The sequence below is a fragment of the Lysinibacillus sp. NPDC056185 genome, from assembly GCF_047737915.1.
In the GTDB taxonomy this organism is placed as follows: Bacteria; Bacillota; Bacilli; order Bacillales_A; family Planococcaceae; genus Lysinibacillus.
In genome coordinates this window covers 132,158-151,401 of record NZ_JBLLLQ010000005.1, presented here as the reverse complement: position 1 = coordinate 151,401, position 19,244 = coordinate 132,158, and the positions used below count along the sequence as shown (strand labels likewise).

The following is a 19,244-nucleotide window of genomic DNA, read 5'->3' as shown; positions in this document are numbered from 1 at the left end:
TATAAAAGTGAATTATAGTCGGAACGGAAATCAACCCCATGTATTGCTAATGAGCGTAATTTGTCTATAAATAGCAGACTATTTTTTAAAGACATTGCCGCTTCGAATATACTCAACATCTGCGACATTCAATCTAAAATTAACAACACGTGCTGCTGCAAATAAATAGTCAGATAGACGGTTTAAATATTTTTGTACAATTGTCGGTACGTCTTCGATTTCCTTCATAAGCGTTACCATTTGACGCTCTGCTCGACGTGCTACTGTGCGAGCAATGTGTAAGGTTGCAGCTGCTGGTGCACCACCTGGGAGAATAAAGCGCTGTAACGGCGGTGCTTCATCTGACAATGCATCAATACGCGTTTCCAACACTTCAATCGGCTGCTCTGTCAGCTTAAAATGACGTTCCTTCATGACGTTAGCAAGATCGCCACCCGCATCGAAAAGCTCATGCTGAATCGTTTCTAAATCAATTAGTATATCCTTGAATAACTCACGATCTAATTCACTAACTGCCTTACCAATAAAAGAATTTAATTCATCGATGGCCCCATATGTTTCAACGCGTAAGCTATCTTTATCAACGCGTCCACCGATAAGACTTGTTTTCCCTGTATCGCCTGTTTTCGTGTAAAGCTTCATTTCTCTCATCTCCTAGAATTATTTTATCAATTTCGCCTTGGCGTAATTGCGTCCGGATTTTGAATTGTGCCCTCACAATTCATTCCCTTGAAAATCCGTGACATCCGCCGGAGGCATTATCTTCATTCAGCAGAGGTTTCTGCTGAATGAAGATAATTTTCTATTGCCTGCACAGTTGTTTCAAAAACACCTTTACCGATAATCTTACCTACATCAGTAATGGGGCCTCCGTACAGTATTTCTTCCCCTTTTTGTGTAGCTGCTATCAATAAACTATCTGTAGCAGTACCTGTCACAATTGTACCACTAAGCTCATCACGAATATTTTCCGATTGCAATGCCTTTGTTTTCGCCTCGGTAGCCGTCATCATTGCTTGGAAAAACGCTTCTTCTGATAAACAACCATTAACAATAACCCACGTATTTATAGTACCAATATGTGGTTCATCTTGTCTTTCATGTGTACGAGACACATCAACAGCATTGCCAACTCCGGCCGTAACTGCAACAAGTACGCTGCCAAAGGAAGCTTTAAATTCATTAATAGCTACAAGATTTGTTGGGACTGCTGTTAACATGACGACGGTACTTGTAGATGAAAAATGCTCTTTTAGTAAAAATCCAGCAACCTCTTTCTTTACATCACTAATGACATAATCTATTGGTACAGAGCGATTTAACAGACAATCATACCAACCGATACCCGGATTATGGACAGCTGAGGACACTGTTTTTAACGGAAACTCTGATTGAAGCTTAATATAACGATCTGTAACAGTGAAATTTTCTTTTGTAATGACAGCACGTTGCTGATGTTCAACTGAGGCTGGCATCATTGTAATTTGAGGCTTTGGAATTTCTGGATGTGCATAAGTTGCAACTCTGGCATGATAAACATCTTCGATTTGCGAAGCGATTAATACTTCATGTGGCGCCCCCAATGCTCGCATCCGACCTTCCTCCATTAGTAATAATTCATCACAATAGAGGGAGGCTAAATTCATATCATGCAGTACCATAATAACGGTCAAACCACTTTTAATTGCTTCTTTTCGCACCATATCTAAAATTTGGCGTTGATGAGCAATATCTAGATGGTTCGTTGGTTCATCTAGCAGCAATATTTCCGCGGTTTGTGCAAGAGCTTGAGCTACAAATACCCTTTGCTGTTCACCGCCCGACAAAAATTCCAACGGTGTCTGTTCATAGCGTTTTACACCAGTTTGCATCATGGCATGTTGTACTGCTTGTTCATCGCGATCAGACCAGCTTGAAAAGAAGCCTGTTTGATGTGGATAACGCCCAAGTGATACTGCCTCCCGTACACTGTTTGAAAAGGCATTAGCGTGTAATTGTGGAAGCACCGCCATTTTTTTTGCTAATGCACGAGCATTGTAAGAGCTACTATTTTTGCCATCTACTAATATAGTGCCTGCAGTTGCTGGTAGTATGCCACTTATTACTTTTAACAGTGTGGATTTCCCGCTACCATTCGGCCCTAAAATCCCTAGTATTTTGCCTTTTTCAACGGAAAAACTTATATCGTGGACGATCGGTACGTCTTCATAGCCGCCGGAAAGATGTTCAACAACAATCATGCCCGTACCCCCTTGCCTCTACGTTGCTTATAAAAAATATAGGAAAAAACGGGTGCCCCAATAAATGCAGTAATAACACCAATCGGTAGCTCTCTTGGCATAATAATTGTTCGTGCTATTAAATCACAAATAATCAGCAAAGTTGCCCCATTTAAAAATGATAATGGCAATAAATGACGGTGATCAGAACCCCAAACCATTCTCGTCATATGAGGAACAACTAAACCAACAAAGCCAATCGTTCCAGAAACAGCTACCGCAGCTCCCGTCAACATGGATCCACCCACTAAAATAATATATTTACTGCGCTTAACATTGACACCTAAATGCTGCGCGCGTTCTTCACCATATAACAGAACATTTAACTCGCGTCTTTGTGTCCAAAGCATAATTGAGCCAATTATGACAAACGGAATAATCATCTGAACATATGGCCAACCACGCATCGATACTGAGCCTAGCAACCATCCGATTACTTGGCGTAGCTCTTCACCAGACAATGCAATCATTAATGAAATCAAAGAACCTAAAAATGAACTAAATATAACCCCTGTTAATATAAGAGTTTCCATTTTTAGCGAGCGGTCTACTATTCTAGCAAAGCCCATAACAGCTACCATCGTTAATATGGCACCTATCATACTAAAGGTCGGCAATGTAAAATGGCCTACTACAGGTATTGATATACTAAAAAAAATTGTCATAACTGCGCCAACTGATGCACCAGAGGAAACACCTAATGTATAAGGATCAGCCAAAGGATTTTTTAATAAGCCCTGAAAAGCTGCCCCTGCAATTGCAAGTGACGCCCCTACAAGCCCTGCCAGCAGGACTCGGGGTAATCGAATTTTCCATAAAATATTGGCGGCTGTTTCATCAGCCGCCTTATTCCACAACACTTCTAGTGGAATATGAACTGAGCCTATCGCCACACCACACCAGATGCTAATGGTTAGAAGCGTAATTGCTGTTACATAGGCTACAATTGTTTTACTCATTTAAACGCCTCAGGGTAGACAGCTTTTGCTAGTTCCTCAAGACCATCTGCTAATCGAGGACCTTGACGACTTATCATATTTTCATCTACTTGTACTATGGCTTTATTTTTTACGGCAGAGATTGTCTCAAAGCCTGCACGTTGTGGAATTTTCGTTAAAATTTCAGGTACATAATTATATGCCACAACAATGACATCTGGATTTTTCGCGATAATTTTTTCAGCATCGATTTGATACCAGTCATTTACATCTGCTGCCACATTTTCAGCCTGAATCATTCCTAGCATTTCATTCATAAATGTACCTTTACCGGCTGTATAAATCTGTGGCTCATCAGACGATTCTACAAAGACTTTCTTCGGCTCAACACCGTCAAGTTTTGTTTCAACTTCTTTAACTTTTGCCTTCATATTTGCAACAATTTTTTTAGCTTCTTCTAGTTTTCCTGTTGCACGACCAAGCTGTTCAATCGTTGTGTAAGTTTCATTAAAGTTTTTTGCATCCGCTACAACAAATACTTTCACACCTGCCGCCTCAAGCTGTTCAATGGCTCCTTTTGAATAACTCATACCTGACGCATGCGTAAAAACGATATCTGGCGATAAAGCAATAATTTTTTCAATATTATAATCCATACCGCCAACCTTTTCTTTTTTAGTAACCTCTGGTGGATAATCGTCATTATCAGTCACGCCAACTATTTCATTATTTAAGCCAAGGCCAAATAATATTTCTGTGTTACTCGGAATGAGTGAGACAATTTTTTCAGGAGGTGCCTCTAGCGTAATATCCTTGCCAGTAGCATCCTTTATCGTCATTGGGAATGTTGCTTGATCTACTTTTGCAGTCTCTTGTTGCTCAGAAGATGACGGCTTTTCATTTGTCGCCTCTTTTGTATTACATGCAGCAAGTAAGCCCATAGCTAAAAATGCTGATAACCCTATTTTCCAAATTTTCTTCATGTGAATCCTCCTTAGTCTATTTGTGCTTATAGTTTTTATTGTTTTTCTGATTGATCGATACATTTTAGTTTTTGATCGCCTAACATTGTGGGGTTATCGTCAACATCGCGAACTTCCAGCCAACATTTTGAATTTATCACCCAACTTTTTGAGTTTATCGCCTAACATTGTGAATTTATCGCCCATGTTTTCAAATTTATCGACATTCATCTTCCAAAACAAATACCCCTCATCATAAAATAATGAGGGGGTCAAATTTGCACAAAAATACATATACAAAATCCACCATCCTATCCTCGTAGGCTACAACGTGTTTTCTATAAAGGCAGGTCTCCTGGCTCGTGCTCCATACGCTTTTTCAAGCCTTCCCGAAATTTTCAGTGGCGTAGATTGAAAAAACTCACACATACAGTGGCGGGACCGCATCGGAATTACACCGATTTCCCTTTTCACTTTACTTAAGTAAAGAACCTTTATAATATTCAGTTGATTGTATTATACATGAAAATGAAAGAAGTCGCCTCCATTCGAGACGACTTCTAAACAAATCAATATACTAAAAGAAGTTAAACGATATCTGAAAAATACTGTACCGTTTTCATTGGTGCACCCATTTCTCGCAATGCCCATGTGTGCTCTAAATAAATATCTGCTAGCTTCTCATATTTGACGCCGAATCTTTGTGCCCACTCGACTGCTACCACACTTTCATATAAATGCGCCATTTTCTCTGCGACCTTTTTTGCTTCAAACGTTTTTGTTGCATCATCTAAACGGCTAAATGTTTGCAAAGTTGATTCTAGTTTTGCTAATTGATCCACGACAATTTCAACTAATGGACTGGCAACTAGTTTTTCTAGACGTTCTTCCATGACACGAACAAACATTTCGTGCGCATGAAACTTATCAACTAAACGAATAAGCTCTAATGCTAAAATATTCGCAGTCCCTTCCCACACAGTAAGTACCTGTGCATCTCTTAATAACCGAGGTGTAACAAAATCTTCAATATAGCCGTTTCCGCCATGTAATTCAATGGCTTCACTAGCATAATGTACAGCTTGCTCTGCAGTTTCTTTTTTCATGATAGCAATATACAAGCGGTTTAAAATAATGTCTTCTTTATTCCCCTGCCCACTAGTTACTTTGTCGTACAGCTGAATAAGATCAAAAACCGTGGCAACTTCTACATGAAGCTTGGCAGCGAATTTCCCTAGTGTATCCTGAATCATAGGATATTGCGTTAAAGGTTTACCAAAGGCATGACGATTTGTCACATAATGCTTCGCCTCTAAATATCCGCGGCGCATAATGCCGATAGAAGCAACCGCATTGCAAATTCTTGATAAATTAAGCGCCTCGAGCATATAATAAATTCCTTTATTCGGATCACCAACAACATATGCTAGCGCACCATCAAATTCCACCTCACCAGAAGGCACTGCTCTAACGCCAAGTTTATCCTTTAAACGCCGAATGCGGAGATTATTAACTGTGCCATCCTCATTTCGCCACGGAACTGCAAATAATGTTAAGCCCTTTGAGCCTACCTGAGCCCCTTTCATGCGCGCCAATACCATAGTTACTCCACACATTCCTGCGTTTGATGCAAAATATTTTTCCCCATATAAGCGATACTGATTGCCGTCCTGTCTTGCCTCCACAACATTCGCCCCAACATCAGAGCCACCTTGACGCTCCGTTAAAAATGTAGCCCCCTCATATAGCTCTGTATCTCCTGTTGCACAAACATGTGGTAAAAAGCGCTCCTTTACCTCATCACTCGCATAATGATCAAGGAGATAAGCCGTTGCCATTGTTAAAGTAACAGGACAGTAAAAGCCTGGCTCAGCATGTGATAGTATATAGCCTTGAGCAAAGCTATACACATAATTGCCCTTCCTACCTAATTGCGGAATATCCTTATGCACATAGCCAACTATGCCGGTATTGTACGTTTCTTCTATTGTTTTTTTATAGCCATCATTAACCCAAACCTCTGACACTTCTTCACCATAGGCATTATACCTTTGTAATCGAGGTTCACCCTCTCGATCCGTATGTTTGGCTCTCACATCAATATCTCCAGCACAAAGCTCACCAAAATCTGTTAACTCACGTTTTGCATAGTCCACAAACTCTTTATCTAGCATCATTTCTAAAACTTTATGAAGTGTATCATTATCGTTAAAAAAATTTGTTGTTTTCATTTCTTCCCGCTGTAAAACCTTCATGCTATCTCACCTCTTGTCCCTTCAAGGATTGTTTTAGTATTTTGCCCGATGCATTTCGTGGTAACGCTTCCACACGTTCAAAGATGCGTGGAATTTTATATTTAGCAAGATGCTCCTCCAAATAAGCTTTCAGTTCATCCTCTTCAATTTCCGTTTTAGCGGCATAAACGGCCTTCACCGTTTCTCCCCACTCCGGATGCGGTACACCTATTACTGCCACTTCAAAAATCCCCTCATAGCTCAACATACTATCTTCAATTTCTTTCGGATAAATATTCACACCGCCTGACAAAATGACATCCTTTTTACGATCAACAATCCAAATATAGCCGTCCTCATCTAAGCGAGCTAAGTCACCTGTTTTCAGCCAGCCATCTATAAATGCAGCCTTTGTTGCCATATCATCCTTGTAATAGCCCAGCATATTACCCTCACCGAATATCACAATTTCTCCTACTTCACCAACACTGACATCTTCTCCATTGTCGTTAATAATACGCAGCTCCCCCCCAAGCGGTGCACGCCTACCAACGCTCCCTGCCTTCGTTGCATGCTCTTCGCCAAACAATATTGAACCGTTTGGACCAGCCTCTGTTAGGCCATAAACACAAGTTAAGTTTTCTGTTCTGAAAGCTTCTTGTAAATGGCGGACTTCGTTTTGTGATAACGGCGCTCCGCCATAAGACCACCATTTCATCGATGATAAATCAGCTGTTTGCAATCTTGGCATTTGAGCGGTTAACAAATACGCGACAGGTGCGCCGAAGAAATGCGTTGTCCGTTCCCGCTCGATTGAATCTATCAATAAATCAGGCGTAAATGTTGGCGTTAGCACATTTGTCGAGCCTACAAATACTCCTGCCATTAAAAATAAATGTAATGGGGCTGAATGCGTCAACGGCATCATAAGAAGAATCCGACTTTCTGGCTTTACTTCCATTTCTACTGCAATCATTTGCGCTACAGTTAAAATATTGCGATAGCTAAACAATACTCCCTTTGGTTTTCCCGTTGTACCCGAGGTATATAAAATCGTAGAAACATCATCTTCATTCAACTGGCAATCAATTGTTTGACTGCTTGCATGTTGAATAAGTGATTCATAGTTTAGCCAATCAGCCTGCTCTTGACCTGTTTTGATTTTTAAAGGAACAACCGTGATGTTTTCAACTGCTGCAAAAATCGCCTCATGCACTAGAATAGCTTTAGCATCAGCATGCTGCGCTACATACTCAACCTCTTGCAGCGTAAATTTCGCATTTACTGGAACAACAATAGCTCCAATACGCTGAATAGCAAAATAGCTAATAACAAACTCTACAACATTTGGCATAAAAATGATCACTTTATCGCCTTGCCAGACCCCCTGCTCTAACAAAGCATGACTAAGACGTGTCACTTGCTCATCTAAATCACGATAAGTCACACGTCTGCCCTGACAAACAACAGCTTCACTCATAGGGTACTTTCGCGCATTACGTGCTAACAAATTCGAACTATTCATCATGCATCTCTCCCTTTAAAGTCGCTAATTTTTCTGTAAATATGCCTTGTAATTGCTGTAACTCCTTTTTCATCTGTACAAGCTCTGCAATTTTGCCATCAATTTCTTGCATTTTTTGCTCCCCATATTCGACCGTACGCTCCAACTGCTGAATGCCCGTGCGATCATAATCAAACAGCAATACCATTTCCTTGATCTCCTCAAGTGAAAAACCGTATCGCTTTCCTCGGAAAATAAGCTTAAGCTTCGCTAATTCTTTTTTTGAAAAGGTTCGCTGATTAGTAGATGATCGATTAGGATTAAGCAGCCCAAGCTCCTCATAATAACGAATGGTCCGTGTTGAAACATTAAACTGCTTAGCCACTTCTTGAATCGTCTTCAACATCATCTCCCCCTTCCGTTTTCCATCAGTATACCATTGACGTTAGCGTAAACCACAACAAGATTTCTGAATTTTATAGAAAAATATCGTTTTAAGTAGATGAATTGTTTTATTTCGGGTGCTGTTTGTCAGTTTGGCTGTTGTATCCGTCGGGGCGGCGGGTCTATCCATCGATTCGGCTGTCGCTTCCGTCGCTCTTGTGGGGCTTTCCGTCGCTCTGGCGATTCTTTCCGTCGCTCTAGCGGGGCTTTCCGTCGATTTGACGATTCATTCCGTCACTTTGACTGTTCTATCCGTCACTTCTGCTTCTATCCGTCGATTCGTCTGTTGCTTCCGTCGCTCTGGCGATTCTTTCCGTCGCTTCGAAGGGCCTATCCGTCGGGTTGGCGAGTTTATCCGCCAAGTCCTTAATATTATGTAAAATTCTATACAAAGTTTTTCAACCCTGACTTTAGTTTTGTTAAATTGTGCAGCTTATGTTGGAATTCGCCGCTAAAAGTGTGAGTTGCGCCGCTAACCAAGGGAGGAACGCCGCTAAAACCCGATTTTCCGCCGCTAACCAAGCAAGGAACGCCGCTAAAACCTGAAATTCCGCCGCTAACCACAAGATCAAATCCATTTCAACAGAAAAAAGCCCCGGCACATTGTCGTGCCGGGGGCTAGAGAGACTATTATTACATTTTTTCCGGTGCAGATACGCCGATTAAGCGTAGTGCGTTGGCGATTGTTGTACGCACAGCAGTAATAAGGGCTAAGCGAGCTTCTGTTAGCTCTTTATTTGAAGCATCTAACACTTTTTCAGCGTTATAGAAGCTGTGGAATGCAGCTGCCGTGTCTTGAATATAGTTGGCGATACGGTGTGGTGTACGGTGCTTCGCAGCATCTGCTACCACTTTCGGGAAGTCGCCCACTTTTTTCAGTAAATCAATTTCTTTTTCTGCAGTTAACAGAGTTAAATGATCTGTTGTTGCAGCAAAGCCTTGCTCAGTCGCTGAGCGTAAAATTGAAGAAATACGTGCATGCGCATATTGTGCATAATACACTGGGTTTTCATTTGATTGAGATACGGCAAGGTCAAGGTCAAAGTCCATGTGAGAATCGCCCGCAGTTTTCACGAAGAAGTAACGAACTGCGTCTAAGCCAACCTCTTCTACAAGCTCACGCATTGTAACAGCGTTCCCTGTACGTTTAGACATTTTGAATTTCTCACCGTTTTTATAAAGCTGAACCATTTGGATGATTTCTACTTCAAGCGTATCACGGTCGTAGCCAAGCGCTTGAATAGCAGCTTTCATACGTGGGATATAACCGTGGTGGTCAGCTCCCCAAATATTAATTAATTTATCGAAGCCACGTACAATTTTATCCTCATGGTATGCGATATCTGGAGTTAGATATGTGAAAGAGCCATCATTTTTAATTAACACGCGGTCTTTATCGTCACCAAATGTTGTTGAACGGAACCAAGTAGCGCCCTCTTCTTCAAATACATGACCATTGGCTTTCAGTTTATCTAACGCTACTTCGATTTTGCCGTTTTCGTATAGTGAAGTTTCTGAATACCACACATTAAAGTTTACACGGAAGTTTGCAAGGTCTGTTTTTAACTTGTCTAATTCTAACGCTAAACCATGTTGACGGAAGAATGCAAAACGTTCTTCATCAGATTTTGCTAAAATTGCATCGCCATGCTCGCCTGCCAGTTTACCAGCGATTTCAATAATATCTTGACCGTGGTAGCCGTCCTCTGGCATCTCAGCATCCATTCCTAAAGCTTGCTTATAACGCGCTTCAAGTGAATATGCTAAGTTATTAATTTGGTTACCCGCATCGTTAATGTAGTACTCACGAGATACATCGAAACCTGCCATATCTAATACGTTACATAATGAATCCCCTACAGAAGCTCCACGTGCGTGACCTAAATGAAGATCACCTGTTGGATTTGCAGATACGAATTCAACTTGAACTTTTTCACCCGCACCAGCATTAGAACGACCATAATCAGCACCTTGCTCAAGCACTGCTTTTACTACACCAGTTAAGAAATCTTTACGTACAGTAATATTCATGAAGCCAGGGCCAGCTATATCGATTTTCTCAATATCAGTGCCTACTGTGTCAAGATTTTCTAAAATAGCTTCTGCAATCGCACGAGGTGGTTTTTTTGCTAATTTCGTTAATTGCATAGCAATATTTGTTGCATAGTCACCGTTTGCTTTATCCTTCGGTGTTTCAAGGTGAATATTTAATTCTGTGCCAGCCTCGACTAAGCCAGCTTTTTCAACAGCCTGCGCAATCGCTGCTTTAATGGCTTGTTGTACTTGTTCTACTGCGTTCATCATTGTACCTCCGTAAATGTAATATCTAATTTATAATTGCCAACGGATTGCCCACCCATTAGTAAATCGTACTGTACATGGAAATCTCCGCTTACTGCCTGTTGTGTATACGTCATTTTTTTCGTGTGGATGACGAGCGGCATTGAACCGAATTCACTTTCATAATGACCTATTTGTTGTTCAATTATGTTAAGTGGTAGTCGCATTTTTACTGCTCCAGTACGCATAATTAATGCCTGTTCATTGCCTAACTTCATAGTTGTGCGGATGGTTTTATCCTCCTGCACCTCTTCATATTTCAAATACATGCTTCCTGCTTTTTCAAGTAGCTGCCCTGTCAGCCACATTTCATAACTTTCAGAATCACCATCAATCGGGCGAATCGTAGAAATGAGCTTAATGTTCACCTGCGATCTTGCTTCGTTCGCCATTATGGACGCTCCCTTTTAATGTTTTTACTATAACCTTTTTATTATAGGATGAATCCTCATATTTTTTCAAGGTAGAAGTAAGTATTCCATCCGATGTGGCAGTAATTTGTTCATTATTTAATGATTGACACAATTCACCTGCAAATCTACAGTTATATTAAATAATCAGAATATTCAATTACCTTTACGAAATGAGGGTTACTGTATGTTAACACTTGAACAAATTCATGCTGCTAAACGGAGAATTTCATCTTATATATATGAAACGCCTATTATTCGATTAAATGGGCTCGATCAATTTTTAGGATGTCACGTCTATATTAAAGCCGAGAATATGCAAAAAACAAACTCCTTTAAGCTTCGAGGGGCTCTCAACAAAATGCTTTCCATGCCGTTAGAACAATTACAAAAAGGTGTAGTCGCTGCATCCTCAGGTAATCATGGCAAAGGTGTCGCCTATGCTGCCAAGCTAGTAAATAGTAAGGCGACAATTGTTCTACCAGATTCAGCTCCTACCATTAAGATTGATGGAATACGTGCCTTAGGTGCAGAGATTGTACAATGTAAGCTGGCAGAAAGACATGTACTAACAGAAAAACTCAGTCGTGATCATGGCTTTTGCAATATACATCCTTATGATGATTACAATATTATGGCAGGACAAGGAACAGCAGGTTTGGAAATATTAGCACAGCTTCCTGATGTCGATACTATTGTTGTTCCTATTGGTGGTGGTGGGTTAATTAGTGGCGTTGCAACTGCTGTAAAATCTATGGCCCCTCATATTAAAATAATCGGCGTGGAGCCTGCTGTCGTATCGCGTTATAGCAAAAGCTTAAAAGCTGGTGAAAGATTGCTGTTAGCGGAACAAAAATCTTTGGCTGATGCTCTACTAACTTTACAGCCTGGGGAACGGAACTTCCCAATTGTTCAACAGCTTGTCGATGAGGTTGTAAGTGTGGATGAAGTATTAATTCAACGTGGGATGAAAACCTTACTTTCAGAGGGTAAAATTATTGCAGAACCTTCCTCTTCTATCGGCATTGGCGCTGCCCTGCAAGGAGCTTTACCTATTCGTACAAATGAAAAAGTGTGCTTCCTTATTTCAGGAGGAAATGTTGGATTAGAAGCTTTGACATAAGAAAAATAGACAAAAAAAGCATCTGCTCAAATTTAACGAGTAGATGCTTTTTTGCTTGTCGTGTTTAAACGTAACTCTCAGGATTTTTTAAATTCATAACAGCCTTTTTAGGAAATAAAGCTTTCCAGAAATAAATTGCGAGACCAATTAACACTAGACAATGAAAGATATAAATAGAAACAGAAAGAACATTCGGCTCACTATCGGTCAAGAATGCAATAAAATCATGCGTAGCGTGCCAGACAATTGGGAACATAATACTTTTTGTCTTTGCAACAATCTCTGCACAAACTAGCCCAAAGAGGAATGCAAAAAATATTTGTATTAACGTCAATAAAAAATCATGACCGGAAAATAAATTTGCAATGTGTCCAATACCAAACAAAAATGAGGAGACGAGAATAGCAATTTTAAGCCCTTTTGCTGATAAATATTTGAAAATTAGACCTCGGAAAATAAGCTCTTCACAAAAACCAACGGCAATAACAAGTAGAAGCAAAGTAAATACATATTGCATAGAAAAACCATCTTTATCAGTAATACCATTCAAGAATGCAACCAGCTCAGAGACAACGATAACAGCTATCCACGCCTCTGCTTTAAACTTTCTAAATCCGAAATCTTGGAAAGAGAATTTACTTTTTTTCATGATCCAAAGAGTAACTAGTACACCAACTGCAAAGGCAATAAATTGAATCAAAGTTATAGAACTTAAGCTACTTATATTTTTGACAGCTATAATTACACCAGCTATGAAAGGAAAAACAATTGCAAGTAAAGTAAATAATATCGATAAAAGAATAGGTGAATTTTTCATTTTCATATATTTTCTCCAGTCAATAATTTTTGTTTAACTCCTACAAATACGTCTTTTAAAATATCTTCAATTTCCGAGCTATCTAAATCGCAAGTATTCGTCGCACACATTGTTGCAATACCATGTGCAGTTAACCATGTATCGATAAATAGGGATCTAGCGGAGGTTTGAGTTAATCCTGTTAATTTTGAAATTATTGCTATAATCCCTTGGTTTTCTACGTCATTTAATAAATCCGAAAAGCTGGAGATTTTATATTTATTGGATAGAAACAATAGCTCAAATAGCTTTTTTTCTTCGCGAGCAAAGTTAATATAAGCCAAACCCATCCCTAAAAAAGAACTTTCTTGCAAGCCTTGAAACATTCTTTCGTTGTATAGATTGCCAGCCCTTTCATATATTGCATACTTCAAATCATCCATATTCGAAAATAATCGAAATATAGGCTTTGTCGAACAACCTAACTCTTTTGCTAAATCCCTTGCATTCACACTATCAATACCACTTTTCCTAACCATTTCAAAAGCACAATCCAATAAAATTTCTTCTGTAAACCGCTCTTTTGGTGCCAAAAAAATTTGCCTCCTTTTGATAGGTAACGTTTGTTACCTATAATGTAACAGTGTTTTCCTATTAATGTCAATAAGGCATTCAAAAAAAATTTCCCAATAAATGAAAAAAGCTCACTTTGATGAGCCTTGTTTTACCAAGAAAGTCCGTAAACTCCCAATAACTATTGATGCCTAAAATATAAAAGCAAGTGGGGCTAAAAGTGAACTCATTACGCTTCCTCACTTTTAGCCCCACATTAATCAATTATGCCTCGGCATAATTGATTGGGTAGATGCTTTTTGTATTTAAACGTAACTCTCAGGCTTCTCATTATTTATGATTACCGCTCCCGCCTTATCTTTCTTAGTAAATAAAGCTTTCCAGAAATAAATTGCTAGACCTATTAACAATATACACTGAAAGACATAAATAGAAACCGCAAGGACATTCGGCTCACTTTTATCAGTCAAGAATGCAAAAAAGTCGTGCGTAGCGTGCCAGACAATCGGTAATATAATACTTTTTGCCTTTGCTACAATTTCTGCACAAACTAGCCCAAAGAGGAATGCAAAAATAATTTGTAGTAATGTCATTAAAAAATCCTGACCGGAAGCTAAATTCGCAAGATGTCCAATACCAAACAAAATTGAGGAACCTAGAATAGCCACTTTAAGCCCTTTTGCTGATAAATATTTGAAAATTAGACCTCGGAAAATAAGCTCTTCACAAAAACCAACTGCAATAACAAATAGAAGTAAAATAAATATATACTGCGCAGAAAAACCATCATTATCTGTAATACCATTTAAGAATGGAACCAGCTCAATAACAACGATAACAGCCATCCACGCCTCTACTTTAAACTTTTTGAATCCGAAATCTCGGAAAGAGAATTTACTTTTTTTCATGATCCAAAGAATAACTAGAACACCAGCCGCAGTGGAGATAAATTGAATCAAAAATATTGAGCTTGAGCTACTTATATTTTTGATTGTTATAATTGCCCCAGCTATAGCAGGAAAAACAAGTGCAAGCACAGTAAATAATATTGATAAAAGAATAGGCGAATTTTTCATTTTCATTTATTTTCTCCATTCAATAATTTTTGTTTAACGCCTTCAAAAACGTCTTTTTAAATACTTTCAATTTCCAAGCTTAAGCTTTGTTGAGCAACCTAACTCTTTTGTTAAATCCCTTGCATTTTCACACTAACAACGTCATTCTTCTTAACCATTTCAAAAGCACAATTCAAAAAAATTCACCTTCATCCGATAGGTAACACCCGTTACCCATAATGCAAAATTTTTTTCCTGGTTATGTCAATAAGATATGTGAATCTAATCAAAAAGTTTCCAAAAAAATTAAAAAGCTCACTTTGTAAATGAGCCTTGTTTTCTTAAGAAAGCTTGTTATCTCCCCATATCTATTGAACCCAGAAATGATTATGTTAGCTAAATGTAAGTGGGGCTAAAAGTGAGCTCATTACGCCTCCCCACTTTTAGCCCCACATTAAAATTGTTTACCTTCCTAAAATCATTTCTCTTAGCAATTTGTTATATTTGCGACTGATATTTCACTGCTTAGCAACGACTATTTATATCATCCTATATGACCTAGTTATTGCTTTCTTGTTTAATTTGATCAATTCTTTTTTTGCCCCAATCATACATCATCTCAACGATCGGTAATAATGTCATCCCTAGTTCTGTCATGGAATATTCTACTTTCGGAGGGACTTCTGGAAACACTTCTCGATGAACAATCCCATCTTCCATCAGTTCACGTAATTGGTTTGTTAATATCTTATGAGATATTTTCGGAAAAAGTCTTTGAAGCTCACTGAAACGATGCGTCCCTTCTACACCTAAATGCCACAAAATCACAACTTTCCATTTCCCGCTAATGATCGATAAGGTAAGTTCTTTTTCACAATGGTAATCGTTATTTAATATTCTCGCTTTTATCTCTTCTCTTAATTTATCTGACATAGAGCTAGCTCCCTTTTCATATAAGTAACTTTTAGTAACCTCCGCACCAAAAAGTGCACTCTTCACAATGTATAAAACCGTAGTAAAATGAGGATAGTCTTAAAGACAAATCTTAATCTATTTTTTCGTCTAAATAAAATGATCTTAACTGAAGGAGCAAAAAAACATGCAAACAATCGCAGGGAAAGTGGCGTTGATTACAGGGGCAGGACGTGGAATCGGACGTGCAACAGCAGTAGCTTTTGCGCAAGAAGGTATTCACGTAGGTCTTGTTGGACGTACTCTTGAAAATTTACAACAAGTAGCAGAGGAACTTAAGCAGTATGATGTGAAGGTTGCAATCGCTGTGGCAAATGTAGCGGATTTAGATTCTATTACCGCAGCCGTTGAATCTATTCGCGGCGAGCTTGGCGCCATCGATATTTTAGTAAACAATGCCGGCATTTCAAAATTCGGTAACTTCATGGACTTAACGCCTGAAGAATGGACAAATATTATCGATGTTAACGTAAAAGGTGTGTACTACACAACACGCGCTGTATTACCAGAGATGATAGAGCGTAATACAGGAGACATCATTAATATCTCATCGACAGCTGGTCAAAAAGGTGCACCGATTACAAGTGCATACTCGGCTTCAAAAGCTGCAGTTATCGGATTGAGTGAATCATTAATGCTTGAAGTACGTAAGAAAAACATTCGCGTTACAACATTAACGCCAAGTACAGTTGCTACGGATATGGCAGTTGAGCTTAACTTAACAGATGGCAATCCAGAAAAAGTGATGCAAGCAGAAGATTTAGCAGATTTAATGGTTGCACAGCTAAAACTTCATCCACGTGTTGTATTAAAACATGCTGGACTTTGGTCTACGAACCCTTAATAGAACTATTCGAAATATCAAGGCGCTATCTGATGTATTTGAGATGGCGTCTTCCTTTTTTAGACTAACAAGCTCTAATTGGGACTACCAACCCGTCTATCACATGAACTACATCATTTGTAAAAGCTTGATAAGACCTTTTATCAAAAGATGTTTATAAATACCTTTGAGAACAATTTATCCTAATTGCTTCAATCTTTTTATTTGGTTGCATAATACCACCATGTTCAGCTTATCGATACTAAGAAAATGATGTTAGAATTAAACCATTGTTTGAATTAATGTTTTATAAAATTTTTCATAGATTTAATTTAGGATTTTTCCCGTCAGTAAACTCAATTGCTATAACATGTATACCTTTATTTCCTGCTGAAGCTCACAAAATTTGGAATGGGTTAATCTAAATCTCATTTAACAGTAGAAGGAATGTTGGTGGTCTTTCAATCACTCAATATCGTTAAGTCAAGTTGCCCAAGGCGAGCAGCATTGGAGATCAAGTCCACCTCGGCAATTTTCTCATCTTTTATTGTGAATTGAATCACGTAAATTAACTTCCCGTTCGGAGCCGCAATCGCCCCGATACATCCATCCACAATGGCCACCTGCGCAGCTTTGGCGCGCCCCGATACCTTCTTGGCTAGGGTCATGGCTCCTCGCGTTTCAGTTCGAGTGCCTGTTTCACGATCATCTCGAAGGACTACATCCGGATCTAGTACCGCTACCAGCGAATCGAAATCTCCAGCGTATGCTGCAGTAAGGAAAGCGTCAACAAGTATACGCTGACGATCCAAATCGGATTGTGAACTCATCTCTTTTCCTCTTACCTTTTGACGCGCACGGCTCGCAAGCTTTCTAGTGGCTAGTTCAGATTTCCCCACAATAGGTGCAATTTCGTTGAATGGCATGGCAAAGATATCATGCAGCACGAAGGCAATTCGTTCCGCTGGATTTAGTTTGTCAATTACAACAAGTAGTGCGAGTCCAACTGATTCGGCCAACAGTGCTTCTTGTTCCGGATTGTATCGATCTTCAGAGTTAGCAAAAACTTCGGGTAAAGCTTCGTTCATGAATTCCTCATGCTTGGCTTTTCTCGAACGTAACATGTCGAGACAAATCCGCGATAAGACCGTGGTCAACCATCCTCCTAAATTCTCAATCTCACTTCTATCTGAACGATGAAGACGTAACCAAGTTTCTTGCACCGCATCCTCCGCTTCTGTCAAAGATCCAAGCATACGGTAAGCCAATGCCTGCAAATGATTTCGGTACGATTCGAATTGCTCTTCCATAAGACTGAATTCTCCTTCAATATCTTTTATCATTAATAATATTTTATATCATATTGACGAATGAAGTTCAGCCAATGTGACAAAAAGCCAATCATCTGCGTCGTCACACTCTCTCCATTTGATGCGTCATTATAGTGAGAGGCCCATTTAAGGGTTTCTATTATATCTACAAAGGAGTGTTTACTATGCAATCAAGAATGAGAAATCCAGTTATGTTTTTGCCTGAAGTGGGCCAATCCTTGCAAGCGTTAGGCGAAGCTTTATTTGCGTTAGCCGAGAAAAACGGTGTGCCGGCTGGTACCCTTTACCTTACCTATCTTCGTGCCAGTCAAATCAACGGTGATAGTGTCTGTGTTGATCTTCATTCCCGTATCGCAATGGCTGCTGGCGAATCAGTCGAACGACTTCTAGCCGTATCTGCTTGGCGCGAAACGTCAAACTTCACAGACGCAGAACGTGCTGCTCTAGGGCTCAGTGAATCGATAACTCGACTGCATAACCAGACCGATCCGGTACCAGACGAAGTGTACAAGGAAGCATCTCTTCACTATGATGAAGCGGCACTGGCTACGCTCATTACTGGTATCTCCACAGCTAATCTTTACAACAGGCTTAACGTCTCAACACGCCAAATAGTGGACGTTTTGTCCCGCAAATAAGATCAGCAGTCACTACTTGTAGAAACAGGAGGTTTTTTTATTATGTCAACAGTACTTTATATCACAGCTCATCCACGTGATGAGCAATCCTATTCCATGGCGGTAGGCAAAGAATTTATGCAAGCTTACCGTTCAGCTCATCCGCAAGATGAGGTGATCCATCTCGATTTGTATAAAATGAATATCCCCCATCTGGACGCTGATGTTTTAAATGGGTGGGACAAGCTTAAAAGTGGAATTGCTTTCGAAGAATTAACGCTTGCGGAGCAAACGAAAATCGGACGTATTAATGAACTTGCCGATCAATTTGTGGCCGCAGATAAATATATCTTTGTAACTCCTATATGGAATTACTCCTATCCCCCAGTGATGAAAGCATATATTGATTCTTTTTGTATCGTAGGTAAGACATTTAAATATCTTCCTGATGTTGGTAGGATTGGTTTGCTCGGCGATAAAAAAGCGCTCCACATTCAAGCTAGCGGAAGTGTATTGTCACCCGGCTCAAATACGCCCGCCGAGGGTTTTGAAATGGGACACAGTCACCTAAAAGTCATTATGGAGTTCGTGGGAATAACTGACTTTAAAGGCATCTTTGTTGAAGGGATGGCCGAGTACCCTGAACAAGCCTCGCAGTTAAAGGAAAAGGCAATTCGACAAGCCCACAAAATAGCAGAAAACTTCTAAGCGAAGGAGTTGAGTAGGAGGGGGTGACTACCCCCCCACCTCTCACACCATCGTAGAACGATTCTGTATACGGTAGTTCAATTAACGCAGTTGCGACTTAGCCAAAAGGGATATCATTAATTCTCCATATCAGAG

At 39.6% G+C, this 19,244-nt stretch carries 19 protein-coding genes and 1 riboswitch; of the genes, 5 read left to right on the top strand and 14 right to left on the bottom strand.

Features of this window, described 5'->3' with window-relative positions; genetic code table 11:
* Positions 1 to 78: 78 nt before the first annotated feature.
* The 7 genes from ACMZ42_RS07390 to ACMZ42_RS07360 form a co-directional block, all read right to left on the bottom strand.
* The gene (locus tag ACMZ42_RS07390) at positions 79 to 642 is read right to left on the bottom strand and encodes a cob(I)yrinic acid a,c-diamide adenosyltransferase (protein WP_415731041.1); all 564 of its coding nucleotides are present in this window, start codon (positions 640 to 642) and stop codon (positions 79 to 81) included.
* 122 nt (positions 643 to 764) lie between these two features.
* Positions 765 to 2,240: an adenosylcobinamide amidohydrolase gene (locus ACMZ42_RS07385; RefSeq protein ID WP_415731040.1), complete on the bottom strand. Its 1,476-nt coding sequence runs from the start codon at positions 2,238 to 2,240 to the stop codon at positions 765 to 767.
* Positions 2,237 to 3,238: a FecCD family ABC transporter permease gene (locus ACMZ42_RS07380; protein WP_415731039.1), complete on the bottom strand. Its 1,002-nt coding sequence runs from the start codon at positions 3,236 to 3,238 to the stop codon at positions 2,237 to 2,239. The genes ACMZ42_RS07385 and ACMZ42_RS07380 overlap by 4 nt, the downstream gene beginning before the upstream one ends.
* Positions 3,235 to 4,200, bottom strand: a complete 966-nt coding sequence (locus ACMZ42_RS07375; protein WP_415731038.1) for an ABC transporter substrate-binding protein — start codon at positions 4,198 to 4,200, stop codon at positions 3,235 to 3,237. Before ACMZ42_RS07375 ends, ACMZ42_RS07380 begins: the two co-directional genes overlap by 4 nt.
* Positions 4,201 to 4,506: 306 nt before the next feature.
* Positions 4,507 to 4,690: riboswitch (cobalamin riboswitch) on the bottom strand.
* A 76-nt stretch (positions 4,691 to 4,766) separates the two neighbouring features.
* Positions 4,767 to 6,434 (bottom strand): acyl-CoA dehydrogenase family protein, encoded by a 1,668-nt coding sequence (locus ACMZ42_RS07370; protein WP_415731037.1) that lies wholly within the window; start codon positions 6,432 to 6,434, stop codon positions 4,767 to 4,769.
* Position 6,435: 1 nt separating this feature from the next.
* The gene (locus tag ACMZ42_RS07365) at positions 6,436 to 7,938 is read right to left on the bottom strand and encodes a class I adenylate-forming enzyme family protein (protein ID WP_415731036.1); all 1,503 of its coding nucleotides are present in this window, start codon (positions 7,936 to 7,938) and stop codon (positions 6,436 to 6,438) included.
* On the bottom strand, positions 7,931 to 8,320 hold the full coding sequence (locus tag ACMZ42_RS07360; RefSeq protein WP_402870690.1) for a MerR family transcriptional regulator: 390 nt from the start codon (positions 8,318 to 8,320) through the stop codon (positions 7,931 to 7,933). Before ACMZ42_RS07360 ends, ACMZ42_RS07365 begins: the two co-directional genes overlap by 8 nt.
* A 133-nt stretch (positions 8,321 to 8,453) precedes the next feature.
* Between ACMZ42_RS07360 and ACMZ42_RS07355 the strand changes: the two genes are divergently transcribed.
* Positions 8,454 to 8,741, top strand: coding sequence for a hypothetical protein (locus tag ACMZ42_RS07355; RefSeq protein WP_415731035.1), 288 nt, complete (start codon positions 8,454 to 8,456; stop codon positions 8,739 to 8,741).
* Between the two features lie 253 nt (positions 8,742 to 8,994).
* Here the strand turns inward: ACMZ42_RS07355 and argS are convergent, their stop codons facing one another.
* Positions 8,995 to 10,662: an arginine--tRNA ligase gene (gene argS / locus ACMZ42_RS07350; protein ID WP_415731034.1), complete on the bottom strand. Its 1,668-nt coding sequence runs from the start codon at positions 10,660 to 10,662 to the stop codon at positions 8,995 to 8,997.
* Positions 10,662 to 11,093, bottom strand: coding sequence for a DUF1934 domain-containing protein (locus ACMZ42_RS07345; protein WP_387083949.1), 432 nt, complete (start codon positions 11,091 to 11,093; stop codon positions 10,662 to 10,664). Before ACMZ42_RS07345 ends, argS begins: the two co-directional genes overlap by 1 nt.
* 205 nt (positions 11,094 to 11,298) lie before the next feature.
* On the opposite strand from ACMZ42_RS07345, the gene ACMZ42_RS07340 reads away from it, so the two are divergent.
* On the top strand, positions 11,299 to 12,234 hold the full coding sequence (locus ACMZ42_RS07340) for a threonine ammonia-lyase (protein ID WP_415731033.1): 936 nt from the start codon (positions 11,299 to 11,301) through the stop codon (positions 12,232 to 12,234).
* A gap of 64 nt (positions 12,235 to 12,298) precedes the next feature.
* On the opposite strand, the gene ACMZ42_RS07335 is transcribed toward ACMZ42_RS07340, so the two are convergent.
* The 4 genes from ACMZ42_RS07335 to ACMZ42_RS07320 form a co-directional block, all read right to left on the bottom strand.
* Positions 12,299 to 13,057: a lysostaphin resistance A-like protein gene (locus tag ACMZ42_RS07335; RefSeq protein WP_415731032.1), complete on the bottom strand. Its 759-nt coding sequence runs from the start codon at positions 13,055 to 13,057 to the stop codon at positions 12,299 to 12,301.
* Entirely contained in the window at positions 13,054 to 13,623 is a 570-nt protein-coding gene (locus tag ACMZ42_RS07330; RefSeq protein ID WP_415731031.1) for a TetR/AcrR family transcriptional regulator, read from the bottom strand. The genes ACMZ42_RS07335 and ACMZ42_RS07330 overlap by 4 nt, the downstream gene beginning before the upstream one ends.
* Positions 13,624 to 13,908: 285 nt before the next feature.
* A complete protein-coding gene (locus ACMZ42_RS07325; RefSeq protein WP_415731030.1) occupies positions 13,909 to 14,685 on the bottom strand; it encodes a lysostaphin resistance A-like protein in 777 nt (258 codons plus the stop codon).
* Positions 14,686 to 15,216: 531 nt separating this feature from the next.
* Positions 15,217 to 15,591 (bottom strand): winged helix-turn-helix transcriptional regulator, encoded by a 375-nt coding sequence (locus ACMZ42_RS07320; RefSeq protein ID WP_415731029.1) that lies wholly within the window; start codon positions 15,589 to 15,591, stop codon positions 15,217 to 15,219.
* Between the two features lie 166 nt (positions 15,592 to 15,757).
* Between ACMZ42_RS07320 and ACMZ42_RS07315 the strand changes: the two genes are divergently transcribed.
* Positions 15,758 to 16,474 (top strand): 3-ketoacyl-ACP reductase, encoded by a 717-nt coding sequence (locus ACMZ42_RS07315; protein WP_370083522.1) that lies wholly within the window; start codon positions 15,758 to 15,760, stop codon positions 16,472 to 16,474.
* Between the two features lie 440 nt (positions 16,475 to 16,914).
* Here the strand turns inward: ACMZ42_RS07315 and ACMZ42_RS07310 are convergent, their stop codons facing one another.
* Entirely contained in the window at positions 16,915 to 17,763 is an 849-nt protein-coding gene (locus tag ACMZ42_RS07310; RefSeq protein WP_415731028.1) for a sigma-70 family RNA polymerase sigma factor, read from the bottom strand.
* Positions 17,764 to 17,948: 185 nt separating this feature from the next.
* Here ACMZ42_RS07310 and ACMZ42_RS07305 point away from each other — a divergent pair, with 185 nt between their 5' ends.
* Positions 17,949 to 18,422: a carboxymuconolactone decarboxylase family protein gene (locus ACMZ42_RS07305; protein WP_415731027.1), complete on the top strand. Its 474-nt coding sequence runs from the start codon at positions 17,949 to 17,951 to the stop codon at positions 18,420 to 18,422.
* Positions 18,423 to 18,464: 42 nt separating this feature from the next.
* Entirely contained in the window at positions 18,465 to 19,109 is a 645-nt protein-coding gene (locus tag ACMZ42_RS07300) for an FMN-dependent NADH-azoreductase (RefSeq protein ID WP_415731026.1), read from the top strand.
* The last annotated feature ends 135 nt before the right edge of the window (positions 19,110 to 19,244 follow it).